Origin of the sequence: Blautia sp. OF03-15BH (genome assembly GCF_003463065.1) — a bacterium.
Taxonomy (GTDB): domain Bacteria; phylum Bacillota; class Clostridia; order Lachnospirales; family Lachnospiraceae; genus Limivivens.
Genome location: NZ_QSCM01000022.1, coordinates 1 through 23732 on the forward strand (window position 1 = coordinate 1; position 23732 = coordinate 23732).

General features: G+C 48.4%; 18 protein-coding genes. 5 read left to right on the forward strand and 13 right to left on the reverse strand.

The genetic code is table 11. The annotated features are described in order from the left end of the window. Nucleotides 1–231: 231 nt before the first annotated feature. Nucleotides 232–1545, reverse strand: a complete 1314-nt coding sequence (tig, locus tag DXA57_RS15340) for a trigger factor (RefSeq protein ID WP_117768142.1) — start codon at nucleotides 1543–1545, stop codon at nucleotides 232–234. An 83-nt stretch (nucleotides 1546–1628) separates the two neighbouring features. Beyond that, nucleotides 1629–3116, reverse strand: coding sequence for a polysaccharide deacetylase (locus DXA57_RS15345; RefSeq protein WP_117768175.1), 1488 nt, complete (start codon nucleotides 3114–3116; stop codon nucleotides 1629–1631). Between the two features lie 249 nt (nucleotides 3117–3365). Between DXA57_RS15345 and DXA57_RS15350 the strand changes: the two genes are divergently transcribed. Further along, nucleotides 3366–3980 (forward strand): hypothetical protein, encoded by a 615-nt coding sequence (locus DXA57_RS15350; protein WP_330423286.1) that lies wholly within the window; start codon nucleotides 3366–3368, stop codon nucleotides 3978–3980. Between the two features lie 41 nt (nucleotides 3981–4021). On the opposite strand, the gene DXA57_RS15355 is transcribed toward DXA57_RS15350, so the two are convergent. The 3 genes from DXA57_RS15355 to DXA57_RS15365 form a co-directional block, all read right to left on the reverse strand. Then, entirely contained in the window at nucleotides 4022–4453 is a 432-nt protein-coding gene (locus tag DXA57_RS15355) for a DUF1934 domain-containing protein (RefSeq protein ID WP_117768143.1), read from the reverse strand. Beyond that, nucleotides 4454–5281, reverse strand: coding sequence for a glutamate racemase (gene murI / locus DXA57_RS15360; RefSeq protein ID WP_117768144.1), 828 nt, complete (start codon nucleotides 5279–5281; stop codon nucleotides 4454–4456). It lies immediately after the preceding gene. Between the two features lie 108 nt (nucleotides 5282–5389). Further along, the gene (locus DXA57_RS15365; protein ID WP_117768145.1) at nucleotides 5390–6046 is read right to left on the reverse strand and encodes a YigZ family protein; all 657 of its coding nucleotides are present in this window, start codon (nucleotides 6044–6046) and stop codon (nucleotides 5390–5392) included. Between the two features lie 159 nt (nucleotides 6047–6205). On the opposite strand from DXA57_RS15365, the gene DXA57_RS15370 reads away from it, so the two are divergent. Continuing rightward, complete coding sequence (locus DXA57_RS15370) at nucleotides 6206–8887, forward strand: transglycosylase domain-containing protein (protein WP_117768146.1); 2682 nt, start codon at nucleotides 6206–6208, stop codon at nucleotides 8885–8887. 97 nt (nucleotides 8888–8984) lie between these two features. Here DXA57_RS15370 and DXA57_RS15375 read toward each other — a convergent pair whose 3' ends face one another. The 6 genes from DXA57_RS15375 to ftsH all read right to left on the reverse strand — a co-directional run bounded on the left by DXA57_RS15375 (nucleotide 8985) and on the right by ftsH (nucleotide 17839). Continuing rightward, nucleotides 8985–10796: a DUF6320 domain-containing protein gene (locus tag DXA57_RS15375; protein WP_117768177.1), complete on the reverse strand. Its 1812-nt coding sequence runs from the start codon at nucleotides 10794–10796 to the stop codon at nucleotides 8985–8987. 5 nt (nucleotides 10797–10801) lie between these two features. Next, complete coding sequence (locus DXA57_RS15380; RefSeq protein ID WP_243005811.1) at nucleotides 10802–11740, reverse strand: alpha/beta hydrolase; 939 nt, start codon at nucleotides 11738–11740, stop codon at nucleotides 10802–10804. Between the two features lie 157 nt (nucleotides 11741–11897). Then, nucleotides 11898–12833 carry an ROK family glucokinase gene (locus DXA57_RS15385; RefSeq protein ID WP_117768147.1) on the reverse strand — a complete coding sequence of 312 codons (936 nt, stop codon included), beginning with the start codon at nucleotides 12831–12833 and terminating at the stop codon, nucleotides 11898–11900. Between the two features lie 2 nt (nucleotides 12834–12835). After that, nucleotides 12836–13777 (reverse strand): HPr(Ser) kinase/phosphatase, encoded by a 942-nt coding sequence (gene hprK / locus DXA57_RS15390; protein WP_117768148.1) that lies wholly within the window; start codon nucleotides 13775–13777, stop codon nucleotides 12836–12838. A 138-nt stretch (nucleotides 13778–13915) separates the two neighbouring features. Beyond that, nucleotides 13916–15796 (reverse strand): excinuclease ABC subunit UvrC, encoded by a 1881-nt coding sequence (uvrC, locus tag DXA57_RS15395; RefSeq protein ID WP_117768149.1) that lies wholly within the window; start codon nucleotides 15794–15796, stop codon nucleotides 13916–13918. Between the two features lie 75 nt (nucleotides 15797–15871). Continuing rightward, nucleotides 15872–17839, reverse strand: a complete 1968-nt coding sequence (ftsH, locus tag DXA57_RS15400) for an ATP-dependent zinc metalloprotease FtsH (protein ID WP_117768150.1) — start codon at nucleotides 17837–17839, stop codon at nucleotides 15872–15874. A 194-nt stretch (nucleotides 17840–18033) separates the two neighbouring features. On the opposite strand from ftsH, the gene DXA57_RS15405 reads away from it, so the two are divergent. The 3 genes from DXA57_RS15405 (at nucleotide 18034) to nagA (ending at nucleotide 21655) form a co-directional block, all read left to right on the forward strand. Then, nucleotides 18034–19512, forward strand: a complete 1479-nt coding sequence (locus DXA57_RS15405; RefSeq protein ID WP_117768151.1) for a DUF1846 domain-containing protein — start codon at nucleotides 18034–18036, stop codon at nucleotides 19510–19512. A gap of 258 nt (nucleotides 19513–19770) precedes the next feature. Next, entirely contained in the window at nucleotides 19771–20511 is a 741-nt protein-coding gene (gene nagB, locus DXA57_RS15410; RefSeq protein ID WP_117768152.1) for a glucosamine-6-phosphate deaminase, read from the forward strand. A gap of 31 nt (nucleotides 20512–20542) precedes the next feature. Then, complete coding sequence (gene nagA / locus DXA57_RS15415) at nucleotides 20543–21655, forward strand: N-acetylglucosamine-6-phosphate deacetylase (RefSeq protein WP_117768153.1); 1113 nt, start codon at nucleotides 20543–20545, stop codon at nucleotides 21653–21655. Nucleotides 21656–21735: 80 nt separating this feature from the next. Here nagA and DXA57_RS15420 read toward each other — a convergent pair whose 3' ends face one another. Further along, nucleotides 21736–22593: a glycerophosphodiester phosphodiesterase family protein gene (locus tag DXA57_RS15420; protein WP_158571343.1), complete on the reverse strand. Its 858-nt coding sequence runs from the start codon at nucleotides 22591–22593 to the stop codon at nucleotides 21736–21738. A 281-nt stretch (nucleotides 22594–22874) separates the two neighbouring features. Continuing rightward, nucleotides 22875–23711: an SDR family oxidoreductase gene (locus DXA57_RS15425; RefSeq protein ID WP_158571344.1), complete on the reverse strand. Its 837-nt coding sequence runs from the start codon at nucleotides 23709–23711 to the stop codon at nucleotides 22875–22877. Between the last annotated feature and the right edge of the window lie 21 nt (nucleotides 23712–23732).

Consider the following 23732-nt stretch of genomic DNA (forward strand, 5'->3'; position numbering starts at 1 on the left):
GTATAGAATAATATTTACTCAAAGTATCAACTCCTTTCAATAATATTCTACTCTAATATTTTATAAAACTCAACACCGTCTTATATAATTTTATAATTTATATTTAACTGTTAACAACCTCCCAGAAAAATACCCCGCAGCATTTTCTGCCACGGGGCAAAATCCCCCCTCACCCGCCGCTTAGTGCTCCGCGCACTTGAAGCGGGGGAATGCTTATCTGCGTTCAGAATCTTACTCTGCTGCAGTCTCGGTTTCTGCTACGGTTTCTGCTGCCGTCTCGGAAGCTACCTCCGTCTCTGTTTCAGAAACTGTCTCGGTTTCAGAAGTGCTCTCTGCTTCAGAAGCTGCCTCTGTTTCCGAAGAAGTCTCGCTCTCGTCCTCTACTTTTACAGTGGTATTTTCTTTCAGGAAATCCAGTGCCTTATCCATGATCAGGCTTCTGCGGATTTCTGCCTCTGTGTACTGGGAAAGAAGAGTTTCTTTGCTTTCCGCACCGGTACTTTTAATGTATTTCTCGATACCTGCTTCATACTCTTCATCGCTGATCTCCATATTTTCGGACTCGGCAACGGCTTTCAGCAGGAGTTCTTGGATCATGCTCTGCTTGATAACAGCCGGGCACTGCTGGTCAAACTGCTCCTCCGTCATCTGAAGCTGATTGCTCAGGAAATCAGCAAGCGTCATATCGGACTGTTCTGCGACCTGGGTATAATATGCTTTCATCTGGGCGGTACGGTAATTTACCACCTCTTCCGGATAACCGTTGATCGTGGATGCACTGTAGATCTGATTCAGGATACCATTGATCTTATCGGAATTCTGCTGTGCCTCTTTATCTGCCTTCAGCTGCTCTTCGACTCCTTTGCGGTACTCGTCCACCGTCTTATGATCAGAGATCTCTGCAACGATGTCATCGGTCATCTCCGGCGCTTTTTTTACAAAATTAACCGTCACCGCAAAAACCGCATCTTTTCCGGCAACATCGGTATTTTTGTAGTTCTCCGGAAACGTTACGTTTACATTGATTTCTTTTCCGATAGCTGCTCCGATGAGTCCGTCCTCAAAGCCCGGGATGAAGGTACCGGAACCGATCGTCAGATCCACACCTTTATCTGTGCCGCCGTCAAACTCCACGCCATCGATGCTTCCCACATAATCGATATTTACCACATCGCCTTCTGCAACCTCTCCTTCTGTTACCTGAAGAAGTTTGTCATGGCTGCTGCAGTCATCGTAGAACTGCTGCTGGATCTCATCCTCTGTCACATCCAGAGAGCAAACAGTCACTTCCAAGGCTTTATACTGACCCAGAGTCACATAATCCAGTGCCTTATACTCTGGCTCTTCACCAAGCTCCTCTGTCTCAGCGGTCTCGGAGGCTGCTTCACTGGAAGTCTCGGAAGCTGCTTCCGTAGTATCTTCTTCTGCTGCGGTTTCTGTCTCTGCCACAGTTTCTGTCTCGGTCTCAGAAGCATACGCACCTGTATATCCGGTTGCTGTTACACACAGGCCCAGCAGAAGGGCCATGATCACTTTCTTTTTCATTGATTTTATCTCCTTTTTCTATAAATAAATAAGATGATATCTATAACACTTCCGGAGCAAAACCGGAAATATTATTTTTTCTGTTACATCGGCGGTACCGGTGTCGGTCTTGCCGGATCAAGGATCGCTCTTGCATCAAAGAGATCCTCTACCATTTCCGGATTGTAATACATCCGGTATCCATCCAGATTTCTCCGGCCCTGACGCATATACTGCCCGCCGTTGGCCACGTCACTTCCGAACTGTACCCAGTACTGGGTGGAATCCACGTTACAGTAAATGTCGAAGCCCTGGTTTTTCAGGTAATTGAACTTTTCATTATCTGTGGTATAACCGGTCCAGTCTCCCAGATCCGCACCGAAGGCAAAGATGATCACATCCGTTCCTCCGATGAGAGGCGATACATAGTTGAGCCATTTTTCCGTATCGGTCTGAATGCCCTCCAGAGATTTCTGACCCACATTGATATGCCCCCAGGTATGGCTGGCAAATTCCCAGCCGGTGGCTTTCATGGCAGCAGCAACAGCCTTGGCATCCTCACATTCTTTGTTATAGGCTGCCTCGTCAAAATCCGGATGCTGGTCAAACCAGGCCTGCTGAAAGCTGTCCAGATTTTCTCTTGTTTTATATGCGATATCGGTCCGATAGCCCAGGATCCCATTATATCCTGTCAGTGCAATGATTCCCTTGTGTCCATGATAGGCAAAATCCGGATGTTCCTTTACAAAGGTATCGATCCAGGGAACCATATCGTAATCGCCGATCAGGACATTGCCATCCGCATCGGTATACTGGTTCTTCACATCCCCGTTCTCATCAATGAGAAGCTTGTCTGCCAGACCGTAGCCATCCTGATAATGATAATAGCTTACATCATCCTGTGAAAGCACAAATGCCTTCTTTCCTTCCGGAAGCAGGATCTTTCCTCGGGTCACATTTCCGTTTTCATCCACGTTGCACATATCATGAAGACTTACCATCACATAGCCTCTGTCATACATGGACTGCATGATCTGTGTAAATTCCTTCATGGTAGTCATGACCTGATTGAGACCATCTGTCGTAGGATCTCCAGCTCCTTTTCCAAATGCCCTGTCCGTATCCACGATCATGGAGTGAAAAAATACATGTGTCACCTGATCAATCGGATATTCTACCAGAGAATTCTTTGCCATGGCATAATCGGTAACCGCCTGCTGCATTTCTGTATTTGATTCATAATCCGGTGAATCTTTCAGAAGAGCGATCGCCGCATCATAATCATACTGGGCTGCTTTAAGCTCTGCCTCTGCCATCACATCAACACTCTCTGTTTCTGTCTCCGCAGCAGTTTCTGATTCACTCTCTCCCGAAGCCGCCTCTGTACCTCCCGGTACGGATGCCGCTTCAGTCGCTTTTCCTTCCGGCGTGACCTTGTTCTTTTTGCCACCTACAAGATCTTTGACCACAAAGATGCACAATGCCGCCAGAAGTACAAGCAGCACCGCTACGATCAGTCTTCCGATCAGGACCTGGCGTTTTCTTTTCGCCATCCGAATCCGTGCGCGACGCTGTCTTTCGTTCTCATCCATATTCTTCTCCTCCGTCTGCTTTTGATATACCGCTTCCTGCCACAGGAATTCCTGCACCCCAATGCCTGCGGATTGCTCCGTTGCAAAGCAGTTCTCGTAAATCTGCAACTTATTATATCATAATTTATTTGAAATAGTAGCCTCTTTTCCCTGTTTCTATGCGTTTTAAGAAAAAATAAAGAATTATTGCACTTTTTGGAAAACGATGGTAGAATAAAATAATGTAATATTTCATACAGGAGGGAAATTATGCCTACCGTCTTAAATGTACTTTTGATCATTCTGACGATCGTAATTGTCCTGCTGGCTGTTCTTTACTTTGTAGGAAGAAAGCTTCAGAAGAAGCAGGCCGTACAGCAGGAGCAAATGGAGGCTGCCAAGCAGACGGTTTCCATGCTGGTCATCGACAAGAAGAAGATGAAGATGAAAGATTCCGGACTTCCCCAGATGGTACTTGACAGTACACCGAAGCTTATGAGACGCACCAAGCTTCCTATCGTTAAAGCGAAGGTCGGTCCCAGAATCATGACTTTCATCGCCGATGCCAGAGTTTTTGAGATGATCCCCGTGAAAAAGGAGATCAAAGCCACCATCAGCGGTCTTTACATAACCGATGTAAAAGGCGTGCGCGGTACGGTTTTAGAGGCTCCCAAGGCAAAAGAGGGATTCTTCAAGCGCATGAAGAACAAGGTCACCGGTAAGAACAAAAAAGCAGAGACTGCCTCTGATTCCAAGGCGCAGGCTCCTGCTCAGAAACCGAAAAGTGCCGCAGCACCGGCCCCGCAGAAACAGACTGCCGCAAAGAATACAGCCAATGCTTCCGGCGGAAAGAAATCTGGTTCTAAGAAAAAGAAGAGAAAGTAAAAAAAATCCATCTGCCTTGATTTTACAGCAGATGGATTTTTTTATGCTTTTTTTACAGACTGTATCGTGATGGCAATGCGGTTTTCCGCCGCATGAGAGCCATTCAGCTCCAGATCATAATCTGCCTCGATGCGGATTTTCTCATCACTTTTCAGGATCAGTAGTCTGGTGGCAAAGGTTCCGATCTCCAGATTTCCAAAGGGTGTCCGGTAAAGACTCCTGTGTTTTTTTCCTTTTTCAAAAGTCATGGTGGATTCCATGCTGCCACGGCGGATCACCGTAAACTGTCTGTCATTGAATTTCAGCAGATTACGTATCTTCTCTCCGTCCTCTTCCATGATCTCATCATATTTTACAAAGTTCAAACCGTCCCGTTCAAAGTACTGGCCCGGCAGCATCAGGTCTGTGGTGTCTGCCTCCTGCCCTTCTGCGTACTGCAGACCTTTGATCCGGATCATCACATCTTTCGTCATTTAGTACTCCTCTATTGGAATTTCCTGTGTTGTATCGATATCATAAGGAAGGATCGAATTGGCAAATTTATTAAACTTCTCTGCCGCATCGCTGACATAAAACCGATGGTTCATCTCGCTCGGATCGGTCTCATGATCCGGATTGGAAAGCCCTTCCCTCTCCAGCAGTTTTTTCAGATCTCTGGCCGTCTCATAAGCCGGATTTACCAGATTCACTTTCTCCCCAACGATCTTCTGCACCGTGGAACGAAGCAGCGGATAATGGGTACAGCCAAGGATCAGCGTATCGATATCGTACTGAAGCAGTTCCTCCAGATAGCGCCTTGCCACTTCCATGGTGATAGGATCCTTGAGCCAGCCCTCTTCCACAAGCGGCACAAACAAAGGACAGGCCTTGCTCACCACCTGCACATCCGGTTTCTGCCTCCGGATAAAACTGGTATAGATACCGGAATGGACCGTCGCTTCCGTACCGATCACGCCGATCCTGTCGTTTACCGTAGTTTCACAGGCGACCCGGGCTCCCGGCTCCACGACACCGATGATCGGGATGTCCAGTTCTTTCTTGATCGTTTCCAACGCATAGGCACTGGCTGTATTACAGGCGATCACAATGGCTTTGACTTCCTTGGACTGAAGGAAACGCACGATCTGCCTGGAATAGCGGGTCACCGTCTCTTTTGATTTGCTTCCATAAGGAACTCTGGCTGTATCGCCAAAATATATGATTTCTTCATTTGGAAGATTCCGCATGATCTCACGGACTACCGTCAGTCCGCCCACGCCGGAATCAAATACTCCGATGGGTGCTTCACACCTGTTTTTCATTTTCATACCTCCCGAAAAGGAATCGTTTTTCATTGTACAACGGCTCTCTGAAAAATGCAAGCATACTCCAGGACGCTCCACACTGCATGCAGCATTTTCCCATCGGTGTCAGAGTTCTTCGATCAGAGGCGTGCCGTCGCTGAGAAGCGCATAAAGAACTGCCTTTTCCTCCTGATAAACGGTTCTTCCGCTGGTTCCCTCCGTGATCTCTTCTTTCAGCCCTTGTTCCTCTTCCTCCGGAACAAGAACCTCCAGTACCACATCCGCTCCATACTCGGAAGCAATGGTCGGGATTCCTTTTTTTCCTAAAATATACTGGATCTTTCCGATGCCGTTATAATCTGCTGCCATTTTCAGAAGAAAACCACTCCTCTTTTCAATGACCTCAGAGGCTTCCAGCCCGATCTGTACCGATTTAGAATAGGCCCGTACCAGGCCGCCGGTTCCGAGAAGCGTGCCGCCGAAATATCTCGTCACTACGACTGCCATATTATGGATATCCTCTCCAAGAAGCACATCCAGCATGGGACGGCCTGCAGTTCCCTGCGGCTCTCCGTCATCGCTGCAGCGCTGGATCTGCTGCCGATCGCCAATGACAAAGGCAGAGCAGTTGTGTGTGGCATCCCAGTATTTTTTCTTCATCTCTGCCAGAAAAGCCAGCGCCTCTTCCTCGGTTTCCACCGGTCGGGTCGTCGCAATAAAACGGGATTTTTTTTCGATCAGCTCTCCTTCTCCGCCTTTATATAAGATTTTCTGCGTTTTCATTTGTTTCCTCCCATGCATAATCAGCCTTTTTCTGGAAACAGTATATCAGACAAAGGAGTATATTTCAAATGGGGGTTTTGAAAAGGAGCCACTTTTGGTATAATAGGTTCGAACACAAGACCGTTTCACACGTTTTAATCATTCAGGAGTATCACAAACATGAATTTCAGCAAATGGAACTTACCAAACTTAAAAAAGACGGATCTTTGTACCAAGGCAGGACGCAAGCTGGCTTATCTCTGCCTGAAGGTCTTCCTGATCCTGCTTCTTTCCGGTGTGGTCCTTGGTACAGCGGCAGGCTTCGGTGCTTTCCGGGGACTCATTGCCACAGCCCCGGACATTTCCAGTCTTTCCGTGGCTCCGTCAGAGTCTGCCACCTACATTTACAACAGTGACGGCTCCATCATGCAGAAGCTGTCTCTCGGCTCTTCCAACCGGACGATCGTCACTATTGACCAGATCCCTGAGGATCTCCAGCATGCCGTGGTCGCCATTGAGGACGAGCGCTTTTATCAGCATAAAGGAATTGATATCCGCGGAATCCTAAGGGCCGGTATTCACGGTCTGGCTTCCGGCCGTTTTGATGAGGGCGCCAGCACCATTACCCAGCAGCTTCTGAAAAACAGCGTTTTTACAGGCTGGATGAAGGAATCCTCTCTCATTGACCGGTTCCGCAGAAAATTTCAGGAGCAGTATCTGGCGCTCCAGCTGGAGAAAAAAGTCAGCAAGGAACAGATCCTGGAGGATTATCTCAACACCATCAATCTGGGAGCCGGAACCTATGGTGTTCAGGCAGCTTCCCGCCGTTACTTCGGAAAAAGTGTTTCCGAACTGAATCTTTCCGAATGTGCCGTACTGGCCGGCATCACCCAGAATCCCACCCGTTACAATCCGATCACCCATCCGGAGGAAAATGCTGTTCGAAGACAGACGGTACTGGACTATATGTTGAAGCAGGGCTATATCACACAGGAAGCCTATGATGAAGCAGTCGCCGATGATGTCTATGCAAGGATCCAGGAGACCGATTCACAGACGGAAGAAGTTTCTATCTATACGTATTATGTAGATGCCATGATCGACCAGATCATCCAGGATCTCATGGAGCAGAAGGGCTACACGGAACAGCAGGCCAACAAAATTCTTTTCACCAAAGGTCTGAAAATCTATTCCGTTCAGGATATGGCGATCCAAAAGATCTGTGACGAAGAATTTGCCAACCCTGCCAATTTCCCTTCCGGAACGCAGGTAGGGGTCGATTATGCCCTCAGTGTGCAGACAACCGATGGGGAAACCATTCATTACGGAAATGAAACCTTTCTCTCCTGGTACCGCCAGAATTTCGATGCTTCTTTTAACCTGATGTTCGATGATGAGGCTTCTGCCCGCTCTGCCCTTGCTTCTTTTAAAGAGAGTAAAACGGCAAACGGTGAAACGATCCTCGGTGAACGGATTTCACTTGCTCCCCAGCCGCAGGCTTCCCTGGTCATCATGGAGCAGGAAACCGGTTATGTGAAAGCGATCGTGGGCGGACGTGGAAACAAAGAAGCCAGCCTTACGCTGAACCGTGCGACAGCAACCACCCGTCAGCCCGGTTCCACATTCAAGATCATCACCACCTATGCCCCTGCTCTGGACTATGACAACATGACCCTTTCCAGTATTTATTACAATGCTCCTTATACCTACCGGAACGGCGTCCCCGTCAACAATTGGGACAGCAACAACACCTATACCGGCTATACCACGATCCGGGATGCCATCACCCACTCCATCAATATCGTGGCCGTCAAATGCCTGACCGAGATCACCCCGGCTATCGGTTTCCAGTACGCAGAGCGCTTTGGTATCTCCACTCTGGAAAACAGCGAAGCCCTGGATGTCAACCAGCCTCTGGCCCTGGGAGGAATCACCAACGGTGTCACAAACATGGAACTCACCGGTGCTTTTGCTGCGATCGCCAACAAGGGACAATACATCAAACCGAAATTTTACTCGCATATCGAAGGCCCTGACGGAGAGATCCTCATTGACAACCGTACCCCTGTCACGACCAAAGTTCTGAAGGAGGGAAACGCCTGGCTCCTGACTAGTGCCATGGAAGACGTCGTGACAAAAGGAACCGGAACGCTGATCTCTCTCGGAGATATGCCCGTAGCAGGAAAAACCGGAACCACTTCCGATTATAAAGACATCTGGTTCTCCGGCTACACACCTTATTACACCTGCTCGATCTGGGGCGGCTACGACAACAATGATGATCTTCCCTCCGTAGACGGTGACAGTTACCATACCTATCACAAAATACTCTGGAACGCTGTCATGAACCGGATCCATCAGGATCTTCCTGTAAAAGATTTTGAACAGCCGGACGACATCATTACTGCAACCGTCTGCAAAAAATCCGGCAAGCTCGCCATTGAAGGCATCTGTGACCAGGATCCGAGAGGCAGCCAGGTTTACGAGGAGTATTTCATCCGCGGCACTGAGCCCAAGAGTTCCTGTGACAAACATGTATCTCTCACCGTCTGCCAGGAAACCGGTCTTCTGGCCAGTTCTACCTGTACTCCCGTCAACCGTGTCTTCCTCAAACTGCCGGAAGATAATTTTGACACCACGGACGATACCAGCTATGCGCCACCCACCCAGACCTGCCCCGGGCACAAACCGGTTACGATCCTGGATGGCCTCAAAGACAGTCAGGACAGCAGTGGAACCACTGTAATCGATCCTGACAGTTCCGAAACACAGAATACGGAACGGCGGGCCGAAGAAGACGGAGACACGCCTGTCACGATCCCTGGAGACGGAGACGGCGATGTGAGCCTGGGCCTCCCCTGAGAAAATAATACGAACGCCACGCAAAAAAAGACAGTTCCAGCAGATTTTCTTCTGTATGGAACTGTCTTTTTTTGTTTGCCGGATCCTGTGGTCTCTTTCACATCCTTAATTTCTTTCTGAATTCCCGTATCGTATCCTTCTTCTGGAAGATAAACAGAGCCGCCAGAACCAGAAAGCTGATGCCGCTGCAGATCACTGATGGGTAGGTGAACTTCAGCAATCCCGTCCATAAAAGGATCACGGGGACACAGCCTGCCATTCCGGCCTGGATCAGATAAAAAAGGTACTCTTCTCTCTCCAGCCGCTGGACCTTTGCGATCAGTGGGATCGAACAAAGTACTGTCAGAGCCCCGATCGGGAAAATGAAATCCACAGACCAGCCTCTCCAGCCGGTAAAAATATCCCATAGCACTGCTATACCTGTCACGAGAAGCAGCTGCCACATCTCATTTTTCAAAAGATTCCGCCGTTTCATGTACGCCACAGCCACGATCAGCCAGGTACACAGACAACCTGCACCTGCAAACCAGAACCAGTCCAGTGCATCCGCAGTCAGGTAATTGATCATCCCGCAGAACACCGCTGCCGCAATACAAAGGAAGGAAAAAAGCTGAAAAACTTTCTTGTCCTCTTTTTTATAATGCTCCTGACAGCCCGGAAAATCATTTTTCTCTTCCGTGCAGGGAATCTCCTCTTTTTTCAGGATCTGAAGGAAATTTCGCTGAATGCTGTCGTCCGGGAGCTTGGAGGTAAAGCCCAGAACCATTTTTCCTTCATAAGAACAGGAACAGAGCTGAAGAGACCCCGTGCTGGCAAAAATACCGAAGCGCTCTATATAACTCCGGTATTCTTCCGGTAATTTCAGAATCCCGATGTTGGAATAAACAGCTGTAATGCTGCGGCTTCCCAGATTGGCCCCCGCCATCAGGAAATACCGTTTGAGTTCCAGCGGCACCATCCGTACCAGAACATGTTTTTCGATCCGTACATAACCATTCATATGCATGGCGATCTTTTCCGGCGTAAGTTCCCGTACAAACTGCTCTTTCACAGCAGCAAGCACATCCTCAAATGTTGTATCCTCCTGAAAAACAAAGCTGATCTCGATCCAGCCAAAAAAGTTGGTCATGGACTGAGATGGAAAATAGTTTCTCAGGTTCACCGGGATCATCAGACCGATCGGCCGTTTCTGCCGGTTTTTCGGAATCTCCTCATGGATGGCACAGAGAAGGACCGCCGTCAGATAAACGGTGATGGAAACACCTCTGGCTTTTGCCTTTGCATGAAGCTCATTTACCGGAAGTTCTGCTTCCAGAATGTGCATTTCCTCATGGACTACCTTTTCCCCTTTGAGCTTCACAGCTGCCGGTTTGCGTTCCTTATCTCTTGGAACATCCGCTGAATAATACTGAGAAAAGCTGTCTTCCTCCTTGTCTCCCGGCGTGATCTCTTCCGGAGGCTCGATCCTTGGAAATTTTGCTTCCGGATGAGCCAGGATCAGATAATCCTGTACCAGCTCTTCCAGAAAATACATTGCCCCGGTTCCATCTGTCAGCGCATGGTATACCTCAAAATTGATCCTGTTTTTATGATAGCTGACTTCAAAGAGCAGGGATTTTTTATCCGGAATGTAAAGCCTGCTGCAGGGCGGCTTTTTTTCCTTTTTTACCACTGGCTGAATATCCCTGTGTTCCAGATAAAACCAGAAAAATCCTTTTCTTAAAACCGCCTGAAAAAGCGGATACTTTTCCATCGTCTCATCCAGCGCCTGCTGCAGGAGCTCCGGATCCACCTCTTCCTTGAGTTCACAGTAGAAACGAAACACTCTCGTATCATCTTTTCCTGTGACCAGAGGAAAAGCCAGAGCCGCATTATCCAGTTTTCTCCATTTTGAATATCCTTTTTCCACGTTTCTCACGCTTCTTTCTGCAAAAACGCATTCATATAAGTAAAGCTTTCCCTCACATGAAGGAATTGAATCCCCAAGGCGAAAAATCCATGGAGAGCGTCCTTGATCCGGTGCATCTCCACCTGATTTCCGGCTTCTTTTAACCTCTTTCCAAATTCCTCGCCTTCATCCCGGAGCGGATCAAACTCCGCCGTCAGGATCAGGGTATCCGGAAGATCCGAAAGATCCTTTTCCAGCAACGGCGCAAAATACGGATTTTCCCGGTCTTTCGGACTGCTCTCATAAAGCTTTAAATAGTCTTCCATCTTAACGGCTGTCAGAAGATAATCCGTTCCGTTCTCCTTTACGGAAGGATATGGCGACGCTTCCGTATAGCAATTGTTCAGAGCCGGATAGATCAGGATCTGCCGTTCTACTGCAAACTGTCCCTTATCACGGGCCATAATGGAAACCGCCGCCGCCAGATTTCCGCCTGCGCTGTCCCCCATGACTGTGATTTTTTCCGGGACTGTTTTCAACGGAAGCTTACCGGTATAAAGGGCTTCTGCCGCCGCATAACAATCCAGAAGAGCTGTCGGAAAGCGATACTCCGGAGCCAGACGGTATTCTACGGATACCACGATCTGTCCGGTAGACTGCGCCATCCGGGCACAGACCCGGTTATAGGTGTCCACACTCTCTGTCACCCAGCCGCCTCCATGAAAAAACAGGAGCACCGGGTATTCCTGCTGCTCCTCTATTCCTTTTTTCATCTCTTCCTCACTTGGAAAATACAGGCGGATCGGAATCTCATAGTCCCCGTTGTATACTTTTTCATCCAGTTTCTTCAAGAAGATACGGATGGCGTCCAGTTTCTTGATGTCCACCAGTCTTCTGGATGCTTCTACCTCAATGTTGCCGTACGAAAGTGCGTGTAAAATTGCATGCATGGTCTTTGAAATCATGGTTTCCTCCAGGATAAACGTTCATTCCTTTTATCTGCCCTGTACTATAGCATAGATAAAGATCCATTACAAGTCAGGCCTTTTCCCGGAAGTCAAAAAAATTCCAGGCAGATGTAAGCTCTTGCCTCCATCTGCCCGGAAATATGAATGAGAATGATCAGCCCAATACCAGTTTCGCTGCGCCGCAGATACCTGCGTCGTTGCCCAGCTCAGCCAGAGCAAAGGCACAGTCACGGCTGCCCTGGAATACATATTTCTTGTAGTATTTCTCCACATAGTCGAGAAGGATCTTACCAGCTTTGGAAACACCGCCGCCGATAACGAAAACCTCGGGATCTACCACGCCGGCGATCACTGCCAGAGCAGTTCCAAGATATTTGCCGAATTTTTCAGCAACTTCCATAGCCAGCTCGTCTTCTGCTTTTACTGCATCGAAAACAGCTTTTGCAGTCACTTCCTCATTTCTTAATACAGATGCCTTGTCAGTAGCCTCCAGCATGCGGTTTGCCAGACGGACAACTCCGGTCGCACTGGCATACTGCTCCAGGCAGCCCTGGTTTCCGCAGTTGCAGGACAGCGTCTCGTCATCCTCTACATGGATATGGCCGATCTCTCCGCCTGCACCATGGGTTCCGGTAACGATCTTTCCGTTGACGATGATTCCGCCGCCGACTCCGGTTCCAAGTGTTACCATAACAACATTGTGGTAGCCGGCTCCGCCGCCCTTCCACATCTCACCGAGAGCTGCCACATTGGCATCATTTCCGGCTTTTACCGTCAGACCTGTGAGCTTCTCCAGTTCTTTCTCCAGCTCTACATAACCCCAGTGAAGGTTTACGGCACAGATCACGGCACCATCCTCGTTGACCGGTCCCGGAATACCAACTCCCACACCGGCAATGGTGTCGCGGGCGATCCCTTTTTCCTGAATCTTCGCATCGATGGCAGCAGCCACATCCGGAAGGATGTTCACGCCGTTATTTTCCGTTCTTGTGGGGATCTCCCACTTATCCAGGATGTCACCTTTTACACTGAAAAGACCGCATTTTACAGTAGTTCCTCCAACATCAATACCAAAACAATATTCTTTCATCTTTACTCTTCCTCCGGATTTCTTTTTCTTGTAAGGGATGCCTGTACACGGTTGTACAGCTCTTTTGCCGCATTATATCCCATCTTCTTCTGACGGTGGTTGACTGCCGCACATTCTACGATGACGGCCAGGTTACGGCCCGGGCGGATGGGCAGAGAATGGCAGACTACCTTATTTCCAAGAAATTCGGTATACTCTTCCTCAAGTCCCATACGATCATACTCTTTGTCTTTGTTCCACTCTTCCATCTTGATGACCAGATCGATGGACTGCGTATCTTTTACACTCTCAACACCGAACAGAGTCTTCACATCGATGATACCGATGCCACGGAGCTCGATGAAATGACGGGTGATGTCCGGTGCACTTCCCACAAGAGTATCGTCGCTGACCCGTCGGATCTCTACCACATCATCACTGACAAGACGGTGTCCCCGCTTGATCAGCTCCAGAGCTGCCTCACTCTTACCGATACCACTCTCACCCATGATCAGGACGCCCTCACCGTAAACATCCACCAGCACACCATGAATGGAAATACAGGGTGCCAGCTCCACATTCAGACGGCGGATGATCTCCGCCATAAAAGAGGTGGTCGTCTTATGTGCCGTAAAAATAGGAATGTTCCGTTCGACCGCCATACGGAGCATATCCTCGTCCGGCTTGGTCTTTGTGGTGTAGATCAAACAAGGAATCTCATAGGAAAGAAACTGCTCATAAATCTCCAGCTTTCTTTCCCTGGACAGATGCTCCAGATAGGTGTACTCTACATATCCGATGATCTGAACACGTTTGGAATCAAAATGATCAAAATATCCTGTCAGCTGCAGGGCCGGCCGGTTGATTTCCGGCAATGTGATGCGGATCTTACTGATGTCCACATCCGGCGTCACATTTTTCAGATCCAGCTGCTCAACAATCTTTGATAATGCTACACTTCCCATGCCTTTTCTCCTTTTCTTCAGATCGCAGGCACGACGCTTTCCGCTGTCATGCCGCCTACGAAATTGCTTCGCCGCAAAGCGGCACATGCAATTCTGCATGACATCAGTCTACCATAATTTGCCGGTACGTTCAACGGATTATTCCTCGTTTTCTTTACACTTTTTATGAAAAAATTCATAGACTCTCCGGGCGCTCTGTTCATTCATGGAGGGGGCTTTTTTCAGTTCTTCCACCTCTGCTTCCCGGATTGCCTCCAGACTCTGGAATGTCCGCATGAGGGATTTTCTCCGGGTTGGCCCGATGCCTTCGATATCATCCAGAATGGAATGTACCTGTTCCTTGCTTCGAAGAGACCGGTGATACTCGATCGCAAACCGGTGCGCTTCGTCCTGGATCCGTGTGATCAGACGGAACCCCTCACTGTTTGTATCAATGGGAATCTCCACATTATGGAAATAGAGTCCTCTGGTCCGGTGATTGTCATCCTTTACCATACCGCAGACCGGAATTTTCAGGTTCAGCCTGTTCAGAACCCGCAGCGCCACATTCACCTGACCTCTGCCGCCGTCCATCATGATGAGATCCGGGAAAATGCTGAATTTTCCAAATTCTTTTTCCAGAGCCGCCTCTTTGATCTCCGCCTGTTCATCCAGTCCATGGGAAAAACGCCGGGTCAGCACTTCTTCCATACTGGCGTAATCATCCGGTCCCTGAACCGTCTGGATCTTAAATTTCCGGTAATCGCTGCGTTTTGGCTTCCCCCGTTCATAAACGACCATGGAACCAACCGACTCAAAACCGCTGATATTGGAGATATCGTAGGCTTCCACCCTGGTCAGTTCCGGAAGCTGAAGCCATTCAGCGATTTCCTTCATGGCTCCTATGGTCCTTCCTTCTTCTTTTTTCATCCGGTCCTTATCCTGGCTCAGGATCATGGCCGCATTTTTCCCTGCCAGTTCCACAAGCTTTTCCTTGGTTCCTTTTTTCGGCACCCGGAGATAAACTTTCCCTCCACGCTTGGCAGAAAGCCAGTCACTGACTACCTGCTCATCCTCCACCTCACAGGGCAGCATGATCTCTCTCGGGATAAAAGGCGTTCCCGCATAAAACTGGGTAAGAAAGCTTCCCACAATATCCCGTTCCGTATCCTGCGGAGCTACCCTGAGGAAAAAATGATCCCTTCCGATCATCCTTCCATCACGGACAAAAAACAGCTGCACCACTGCATCCGTATCCTGTATATCCACACCGATGATATCCTTATCTTCTCCGTCACTGACGGTGATCTTCTGCTTCTGTGCCACCTGTTTCACACTGTTGAGAAGCTCCCGCTGTTCAATCGCCGCCTCAAATTCCAGATTTTCTGCCGCTTCATTCATCCGTTCCGTGATCAGCTTCATGATGGGTTCATAATTCCCGTTCAGAAAATCCATCGCCTCACTGACATTTTTCCGGTATTCTTCTTTTGAAATATATCCCTGACAGGGAGCCTTGCACTGATGGATATGATAATTCAGACAAGGTCTCTCTTTTCCGATATCCCGCGGCAGATTCCGCTGACAGGAACGGATCTTATAAACCTTTCGCAGAAGTTCGATCGTATCCTTAACGGCCCCGGCACTGGTATAAGGTCCAAAATACCGGCTCTTGTCTTTGTTCATGGATCTGGAAAAAAGGATCCGCGGATACTCTTCCTGGACCGTCACTTTGATAAACGGATAGGTTTTGTCATCTTTCAGCATGGTATTGTATTTCGGACGATGCTCTTTGATCAGATTACACTCCAGAACCAGTGCTTCCAGTTCCGAATCGGTCACAATATACTCAAAACGCCGAATCCTGGTCACCATCTGATCGATCTTGGCTCCCTTGTTCCGACTGGCCTGAAAATACTGCCGCACCCGGTTTTTCAGAGAAACGGCCTTTCCCACATAGATAATGGCATCCTTCTCATCATGCATAATATAGACGCCGGGCTTTCCCGGCAACTTTTTCAGTTCTTCCTGAATATCAAACATTTCTGTCCTCCTGTCAGAAAAGGCCGCCGGTCCGGAGGATCTCTCCAGACGGCAGCCCTTGGAATCGACTGTGTCTTACACGGTTGTATCTTCTTTATTTTCTATGGTTTCCGTCTCTTTGACCTCTGCCGCCTCGCTCGCGCTCTCCGGCTGATCCTCTTTCTCCACCTGATCAAAGATCTCCATAAATTCCTTACCGGAAATGGTTTCCTTTTTGATCAGGAACTCTGCGATCTGATCCAGTGCCTTCCGATGCTCCGTCAGAAGACGTTTCGCCTCATCGTAGGACTCCTGAAGAACCTTCCGCACTTCCTCGTCCACCTCTGCTGCAGTGACATCACTGCAGTTCATGACCGTCCGGTCATCCAGATACTGGTTTGCTGAGATCTCCAGTCCCATAAGGCCGAATTTCTTTGACATACCATACTGCGTCACCATGGCTCTGGCGATCTTTGTCGCCTGCTCGATATCATTGGAAGCGCCTGTGGTCACGGAATCAAAAACGATTTCTTCTGCCGCACGGCCACCCACACACTCCACCAGACGGGCACGAAGCTCATCCTCGGAACTTAAATATTTCTCTTCCTCCGGCACATTCATAACGTACCCAAGTGCTCCCATGGTCCTGGGAACAATGGTGATCTTCTGCACCGGCTCGGAATGCTTCTGAAGTGCACTCACAAGTGCATGTCCCACTTCATGATAAGAAACGATCTCCCGTTCCTTCTGGCTCAGAATCTTGTTTTTCTTCTCTTTACCGACGAGAACCACTTCCACTGCCTCAAAAAGATCTTTCTGGGATACCCGGTTACGGCCTTTCTTGACTGCCAGAATTGCCGCCTCATTGATCATGTTCGCCAGATCAGAACCGACCGCTCCGCTGGTGGCAAGTGCGATCTCTTCAAAATTAACGGTCTCATCCAGATGAACATTCTTCGCATGCACTTTGAGGATATCCACACGCCCCTTAAGATCCGGACGATCTACGATGACTCTCCGGTCAAAACGGCCAGGGCGGAGAAGGGCGGAATCCAGTACCTCCGGACGGTTGGTTGCCGCCAGGATCAGGAGACCACTGGAGGTATCAAAGCCATCCATCTCTGCCAGAAGCTGGTTCAGAGTCTGTTCCCGTTCGTCGTTTCCACCACCGTACCGGCTGTCACGGCTTTTACCAATCGCATCGATCTCATCGATAAAAATGATGCACGGGGCATTTTTCTTCGCCTCATCAAAGAGTTCGCGGACACGGGATGCACCTACACCGACAAACATTTCCACGAAATCAGAACCGGAAATGGAAAAGAAAGGCACATGTGCCTCACCGGCTACCGCCTTCGCCAGAAGCGTCTTACCGGTTCCCGGAGGCCCGACAAGAAGTGCTCCTTTGGGAAGCTTGGCTCCAATGGTCGTATACTTTCCGGGATTTTCCAGAAAATCCACCACTTCCTGAAGAGATTCCTTCGCTTCATCCTGTCCTGCCACATCTTTGAAGGTTACGCCTGTCTCCTTCTGGGAATAAACCTTTGCTTTGTTTTTTCCCACATTCATGACACCTCCGCCGCCGGCCATTTTCCGCATGATGAAACCAAATGCCACCCATACAAGGACCAGAGGGATCACCAGACTTAAAATATTGTAGAGGATCGCTCCCGTCACATCCGGGATCTCCTGTGTGTAGTCCACACCGGCTGCTTCCAGCTTCTGCTGCAGATTGTCATCTGCCATCACACCTGTATAATAGGTCAGCTTCATCCCAGGGAAAGGCTGGTTTTTCGGTGTGATCTCGATCTCGCTGGACTGGATGACCACCTTATCCACTTCTCCGTTTTCCAGCATTTTCATGAACTGATTATAAGTGATCTCCTTTTCCGTGGAGTCCTTGAGTATCCCGTTCATAAAATTTACCAGAAGAAGCACTACCAGGGAAATCACTAGAAAAATCAGAATGGTCTGACCGTTCTTCGTTCCCTTGCCATTCCGGTTATTATTTTGATCGCCTGGTCTCTGATCAGGGTCTCCGCCAGGTATTTGATTATGGTTCATTTTTTTCCTCCTAAAAACTAATCTCTTCCATTATAAAGATTGTTCTTCCAGAAATCAATAGACAGATTTCAAAAGGTCTGCAAAAAATGAAAGAAAAGTATGGAAAAATGTCGGCGCTTTGTGTATACTGAGAATAATGGAGTTAAATTTTTTGGCTCTAAATTTCGTAAAAGAAGAATGGGAATGAATAACAGATGAAAATTGGATTTGACAACGACAAATATCTGAAAATGCAGTCCGAACATATCCGTGAACGGATCAATCAGTTCGGTAACAAGCTTTACATGGAGTTCGGCGGAAAGCTTTTTGACGATTATCACGCTTCCCGTGTTCTTCCCGGTTTTGCGCCGGACAGCAAGCTGCGCATGCTCATGCAGCTCTCTGACCAGGCTGAGATCGTCATCGTGATCAGTGCCGGTGACATTGAGAAAAACAAAGTCCGTGGTGATCTTGGCATCACCTATGCAGCAGATGTGCTTCGTCTCATTGATGTTTTCAAGGACCGCGGTCTGTATGTGGGAAGTGTTGCCATCACCCAGTACTCCGGTCAGCGTGCAGCTGATGCTTTCAAGCAGCGTCTGAACGAACTTGGCATCAAAGTCTACACCCTTTACAATATTGAGGGCTATCCCAGCAATATCCCTCTGATCGTCAGTGACGAGGGGTACGGAAAAAATGAATACATTGAGACCACCCGTCCTCTGGTCGTGATCACAGCTCCGGGACCGGGAAGCGGAAAAATGGCCGCCTGCCTTTCCCAGCTCTATCATGAACACAAACGCGGGATCCCGGCCGGTTACGCCAAGTTTGAAACCTTCCCGATCTGGAATCTCCCCCTGAAGCATCCGGTAAACCTGGCTTACGAGGCAGCCACTGCCGATCTGAACGATGTAAACATGATCGATCCCTTCCATCTGGAAGCTTATGGAAAAACCACGGTAAACTATAACCGTGATATTGAGATCTTCCCGGTCCTGAATGAGATCTTCACACAGATCTACGGGGAAAGCCCTTACAAATCTCCCACCGATATGGGTGTTAATATGGCAGGCAACTGTATCATCGATGATGAAATCTGCCAGGAGGCTTCCCGTCAGGAGATCATCCGCCGTTACTATAACGCCATGGATGCCAGAAAGTCCGGCAAAGGCTCCGAATCTGAGATCTTCAAGCTGGAAGTCCTCATGAAAAAAGCCGGCGTTACGGTTCATGACCGAAAGGTCGTGGATGCTGCCCTTTCCTATGCGGAAGAGACCGGTGCTCCTGCTGCCGCCCTGGAACTGGATAACGGAAAAATGATTCTTGGAAAAACCTCAGATCTTCTGGGTGCTCTTTCTGCCGTGCTTCTGAATGCCTTAAAAGAGCTGGCCGGTATCGACCGTCATTACCATGTGATCTCTCCGGCAGCCATTGAACCGATCCAGCTTCTGAAGACCGAATATCTGGGAAGCCACAACCCCAGACTGCACACCGATGAGGTTCTGATCGCTCTTTCCACCACCGCCGCATCTGACCAGGCAGCCCGTCAGGCACTGGAGCAGCTTTCCAGACTCTCCGGCTGTCAGGCTCATACCTCGGTCATGCTTTCTGAAGTGGATATCAAGATTTTCAAACGCCTGGGCATCCAGCTTACCATGGAGCCGCAGTATGAGAATGACCATATTTATCACTGATGGAGTGAACACTTGTAAACATTTTGTTTTTTCTGTTTTTTACACTGGCCGGAACGGGATTTTTTTCCTTTTCCGGTCAGTTTTTTCTGCCTTTTCAGATATTTTTCCTCTTTTTGGCACACTCCTTGCCTGCTCCGTTTGCAGATACGAAAGTGAAAATATTTTATCTGAAAGTGTCCACAAGTTTGTTTGCATTTTTTACATTATTGATATACAATAAAGACAGCAAAAACGAGAGTTTACAAAAGGAGAAGAATTATGAGAATTATCAAAACCAAAGATTACAACGATATGAGCAGAAAGGCAGCCGATATCATGGCTTCTGTCATCACTCTGAATCCGACCTGCACACTGGGTCTGGCAACCGGTTCTACCCCGATCGGTCTTTACAAAAACCTGATCGCATCCTACGAGAGCGGAAATCTTGATTTTTCCAAAGTCCACAGCATCAATCTGGACGAGTACAAAGGTCTCTCCGGTGACAATGACCAGAGCTATCGTTACTTCATGAACCATAACCTCTTTGACCATGTCAACATCGACAAAGCAAACACCAACGTTCCCAACGGACTGGAGCCGGATTCTGACAAGGCCTGCGAAGCTTACAATGAGATCATCCACGCTGCTGGCGGCGTTGACATCCAGCTGCTTGGTCTTGGACGCAATGGTCACATCGGTTTCAATGAGCCCTGCGATCACTTCCCGAAGGAAACGCACTGTGTAGATCTGACCCCCAGCACCATCGATGCAAACAAACGCTTCTTTGAAAAAGAAGAGGATGTTCCCCGTCAGGCTTATACTATGGGAATCCAGACCATCATGCAGGCAAAGAAAGTGCTTCTGGTAGCCAGCGGTGCTGACAAAGCAGAGGCTCTTGCAAAAACGATTGAAGGACCGGTAACTCCCGAAGTTCCCGCTTCCATCCTTCAGTTCCATCCAGATGTAACGATCGTAGCTGATGAAGCTGCTCTCTCTCTTGTGAAAAGCAAAATTGACTAATGACTTTGACTGAAAAGGAGTCCTGATATTTATGATCATCAAGAATGCTTCCGTTTTTCAGGAAGACGGTACTTTCAAAACACAGGATATTTATGTAGAAGGCGATAAGATTGCAGAAAGCGGCAGCGGCGATGTGATCGATGCCACCGGTCTCATTGCCATTCCGGGACTTACCGATATCCATTTCCATGGCTGTATGCGTCACGATTTCTGCGACGGCACCACGGAGGCAATCCAGACTCTGGCTGATTATGAGCTTTCTGTTGGCGTCACCACCATCTGTCCGGCTACCATGACATTCAGCGAAGAGATCCTCGCCGGTATCATGAAAGCTGCTGCTTCCTATGAAAACAAAACCGGTGCCGAGCTGGTTGGCATCAACATGGAAGGTCCTTTTATCTCTCCGGCAAAAAAAGGTGCTCAGAACGGTATCTACATCCATAATCCGGATGTTGCTATGTTCCGCCGTCTTCAGGAGATTTCCGGCGGTCTCATCAAGCTTTGTGATATTGCTCCGGAAACAGAAGGTTCCATGGAATTCATCGATGAACTCAAAGATGAAGTAGGTATCTCCATTGCCCACACCACCGCTGACTATGACATTGCAAAAGAGGCGTATGACCGCGGTGCCCGTCATGCCACTCATCTTTACAATGCCATGCCGCCCTTCTCACACCGGGCTCCCGGCGTTATCGGTGCCGCCTGCGACAGCGACCATGTACGGGTAGAACTGATCTGCGACGGTGTTCACCTGCATCCAGCCACTGTGCGCACCACCTTCAAGATGTTTGGTGACGACAGGATCTGTCTGATCAGTGACAGTATGATGGCTACCGGTCTTTCCGACGGTGATTATTCCCTTGGCGGCCAGCCGGTAAAGGTAGTTGGAAATCTGGCTACCCTGGCTGACGGCACCATTGCAGGCAGTGCGACAAACCTGATGGACTGCATGCGCACCGCTGTGAAAAAAATGGGAATTCCTCTGGGAAGTGCAGTCAAATGCGCCGCTGTCAATCCGGCAAAAGCCATCGGCATCTATGATACCTACGGCAGCATCACCCCTGGCAAAAAAGCTAATATCGTTCTTCTGGACCAGGATCTGAACATGAAACATCTGATCTTCAAAGGCAAACTTCAGAAATAAGACCATAAAAAAAGAACCCTTCCGTCTGTACGGGGTTCTTTTTTTATGGTCATTTTCAGTTTTTGTCAGGACTTTTTCTTCTATTCTTCATCCAGCTTATTATTATAGCCCTCGAAGATCACCAGGCTTCCCTCTTTTTTCAGGAAATCTGCCAGTTCTTCATCACGGACTGTCCAGGAAAATTCCTGTACGCCATAGAGTCCCTTGATGATGCGGAAAGCCAGACGGTCTCTGTCCATATACTGATAAGAAATAAAATCGGGCTGCGTGATAAAATCAAACAGCAGGTGGCTGGCAAAAAAATCATAGATTGGCACCACATTGGTTCCATGTCTCCGGAAATGCTCCATGAGCTGTCCTCTTGGAACCTCCGGACAGTTTTTCCGAAACCACCATAACACTCTCGGATCAAAGGACTGGATCGCATAGGTTCCTTCGTAGCCGCTTAAGCACTCTTTCAACTTCTGACAAAGCTTCATATAGCGTTTACTCATCACATTGTTGTCCGTCTTCAGTTCAATCAGAAGCGGAACCTTGCTGTCTACCAGCGACAGAACATCCTTAAAAAGCGGCATCGTCTCATCCGTTCCAAACAGCTTATAGCTCTGCAGCTCCTTTAAAGTGCTGCTATCCACTTTCAGGCTGCTGTCGCAGGCACGCACCAGATTGTCATCATGAAAAACCACCAGTTCTCCATCGCTGGTCAAATGAATGTCCAGCTCAATACCGGAATTTTTGTCGATTGCCCGCTGAAAAGCCGGCATCGTATTTTCTGCAATTCCTTCCCTCATATCATAGAGTCCCCGGTGAGCATAATCATATTGCTGGATCACTTCCATGGAAACTCTTCCTTTTCTGGCCGGTTTCATAGCCAGGATATTCATAAGTCCAAGTGCAACTACCGGCATCCAGATCCTGTATTTCCATTTTTTTCTCATTGCTGTCATCTCATTTCTCAGATTATCTAAAAAGGTAACTATTCAGGACGTTCAAAACAACAGGCCACAGACTCGCGCATTGCATGCGCTCTCGCTGCATTCGCAGCTTTTGTCTGAGGCTAATGGGCGTTCCGCCCATTCCGAAATGAAAATTCATCCTATTGCAAACAAGTTTGCATAGTCTGATTTTTCATTTCGCTGATGTTCTGAACTGTTACAAAAGATTATAACACACTTCCTGTAGAAAAAGAGACAGCTTCCGGCAAAAAATTTCAAAATTTTCAGCGAAGACAATTGCAGATCCCTTCCAGGGTATCCGGAAAGGAAATCCCGGCTGCTTCCAGCTTTTCTGTAGAAAAAGCCAGATTCCGGAACGCACCGTTTTCCTGCTTTCCAACGATTTTTTCCGGATCTCCACCCAGGGCTTCGACTGTCTTCCTCGCTGTTTCATAAAAATCTACCCGGTTGGGACTGCCGAAATTATAGACCCCGCCCGGGATTTTTCCAAGCCTGGTGATCCGCTCCGCCACGGTCCTTCCATCCGTCAGTCCCCGGAAATCATTTTCTGAAAATAAGAGAAGCTCTCCCTTATCCATAGCATTCCTGATATTCGTGATAAAATTCGGTTTTACCGGAAGTTTTCCTGGAAGATCATACATCCAGGTAAGGCGGAGAGAAATGCCATCCGGACATAGTGCAGCGATGACTTTCTCCGCTTCCAGTTTTTCTCTTCCATATACATTTGCCGGTTTCAAAATTTCTGTTTCTTTGTGCGGTGTCCGGATCTTTGATCCGGTATACACCTGATCAGAACTGGCAAAAATGAGCTTCGTTCCGTTTTCGCGGCATACTTTTGCCAGATACTCCACACCGGTGACATTCACCTTCCAGCTTCCTTCCGGATCACGTTCGCAGGCTCCGGTGTCCGAAATGGCTGCTGCATGGACCAGGACATCCGGCCGAAAGCTTCCCAATACTCTTTTTACCTGTTCTTCATCTGTAAAATCCAGTTCCCGCCTGGTCATGGGAAGCACCTTCACCTCTTCCTTTTCTCTGAGAGCGACCTCTACTCTCGGTCCCAGAAAACCTGTGGTCCCTGTGATCATCCATGTTTCCATTTTCATTTCCCCCTTGCATCA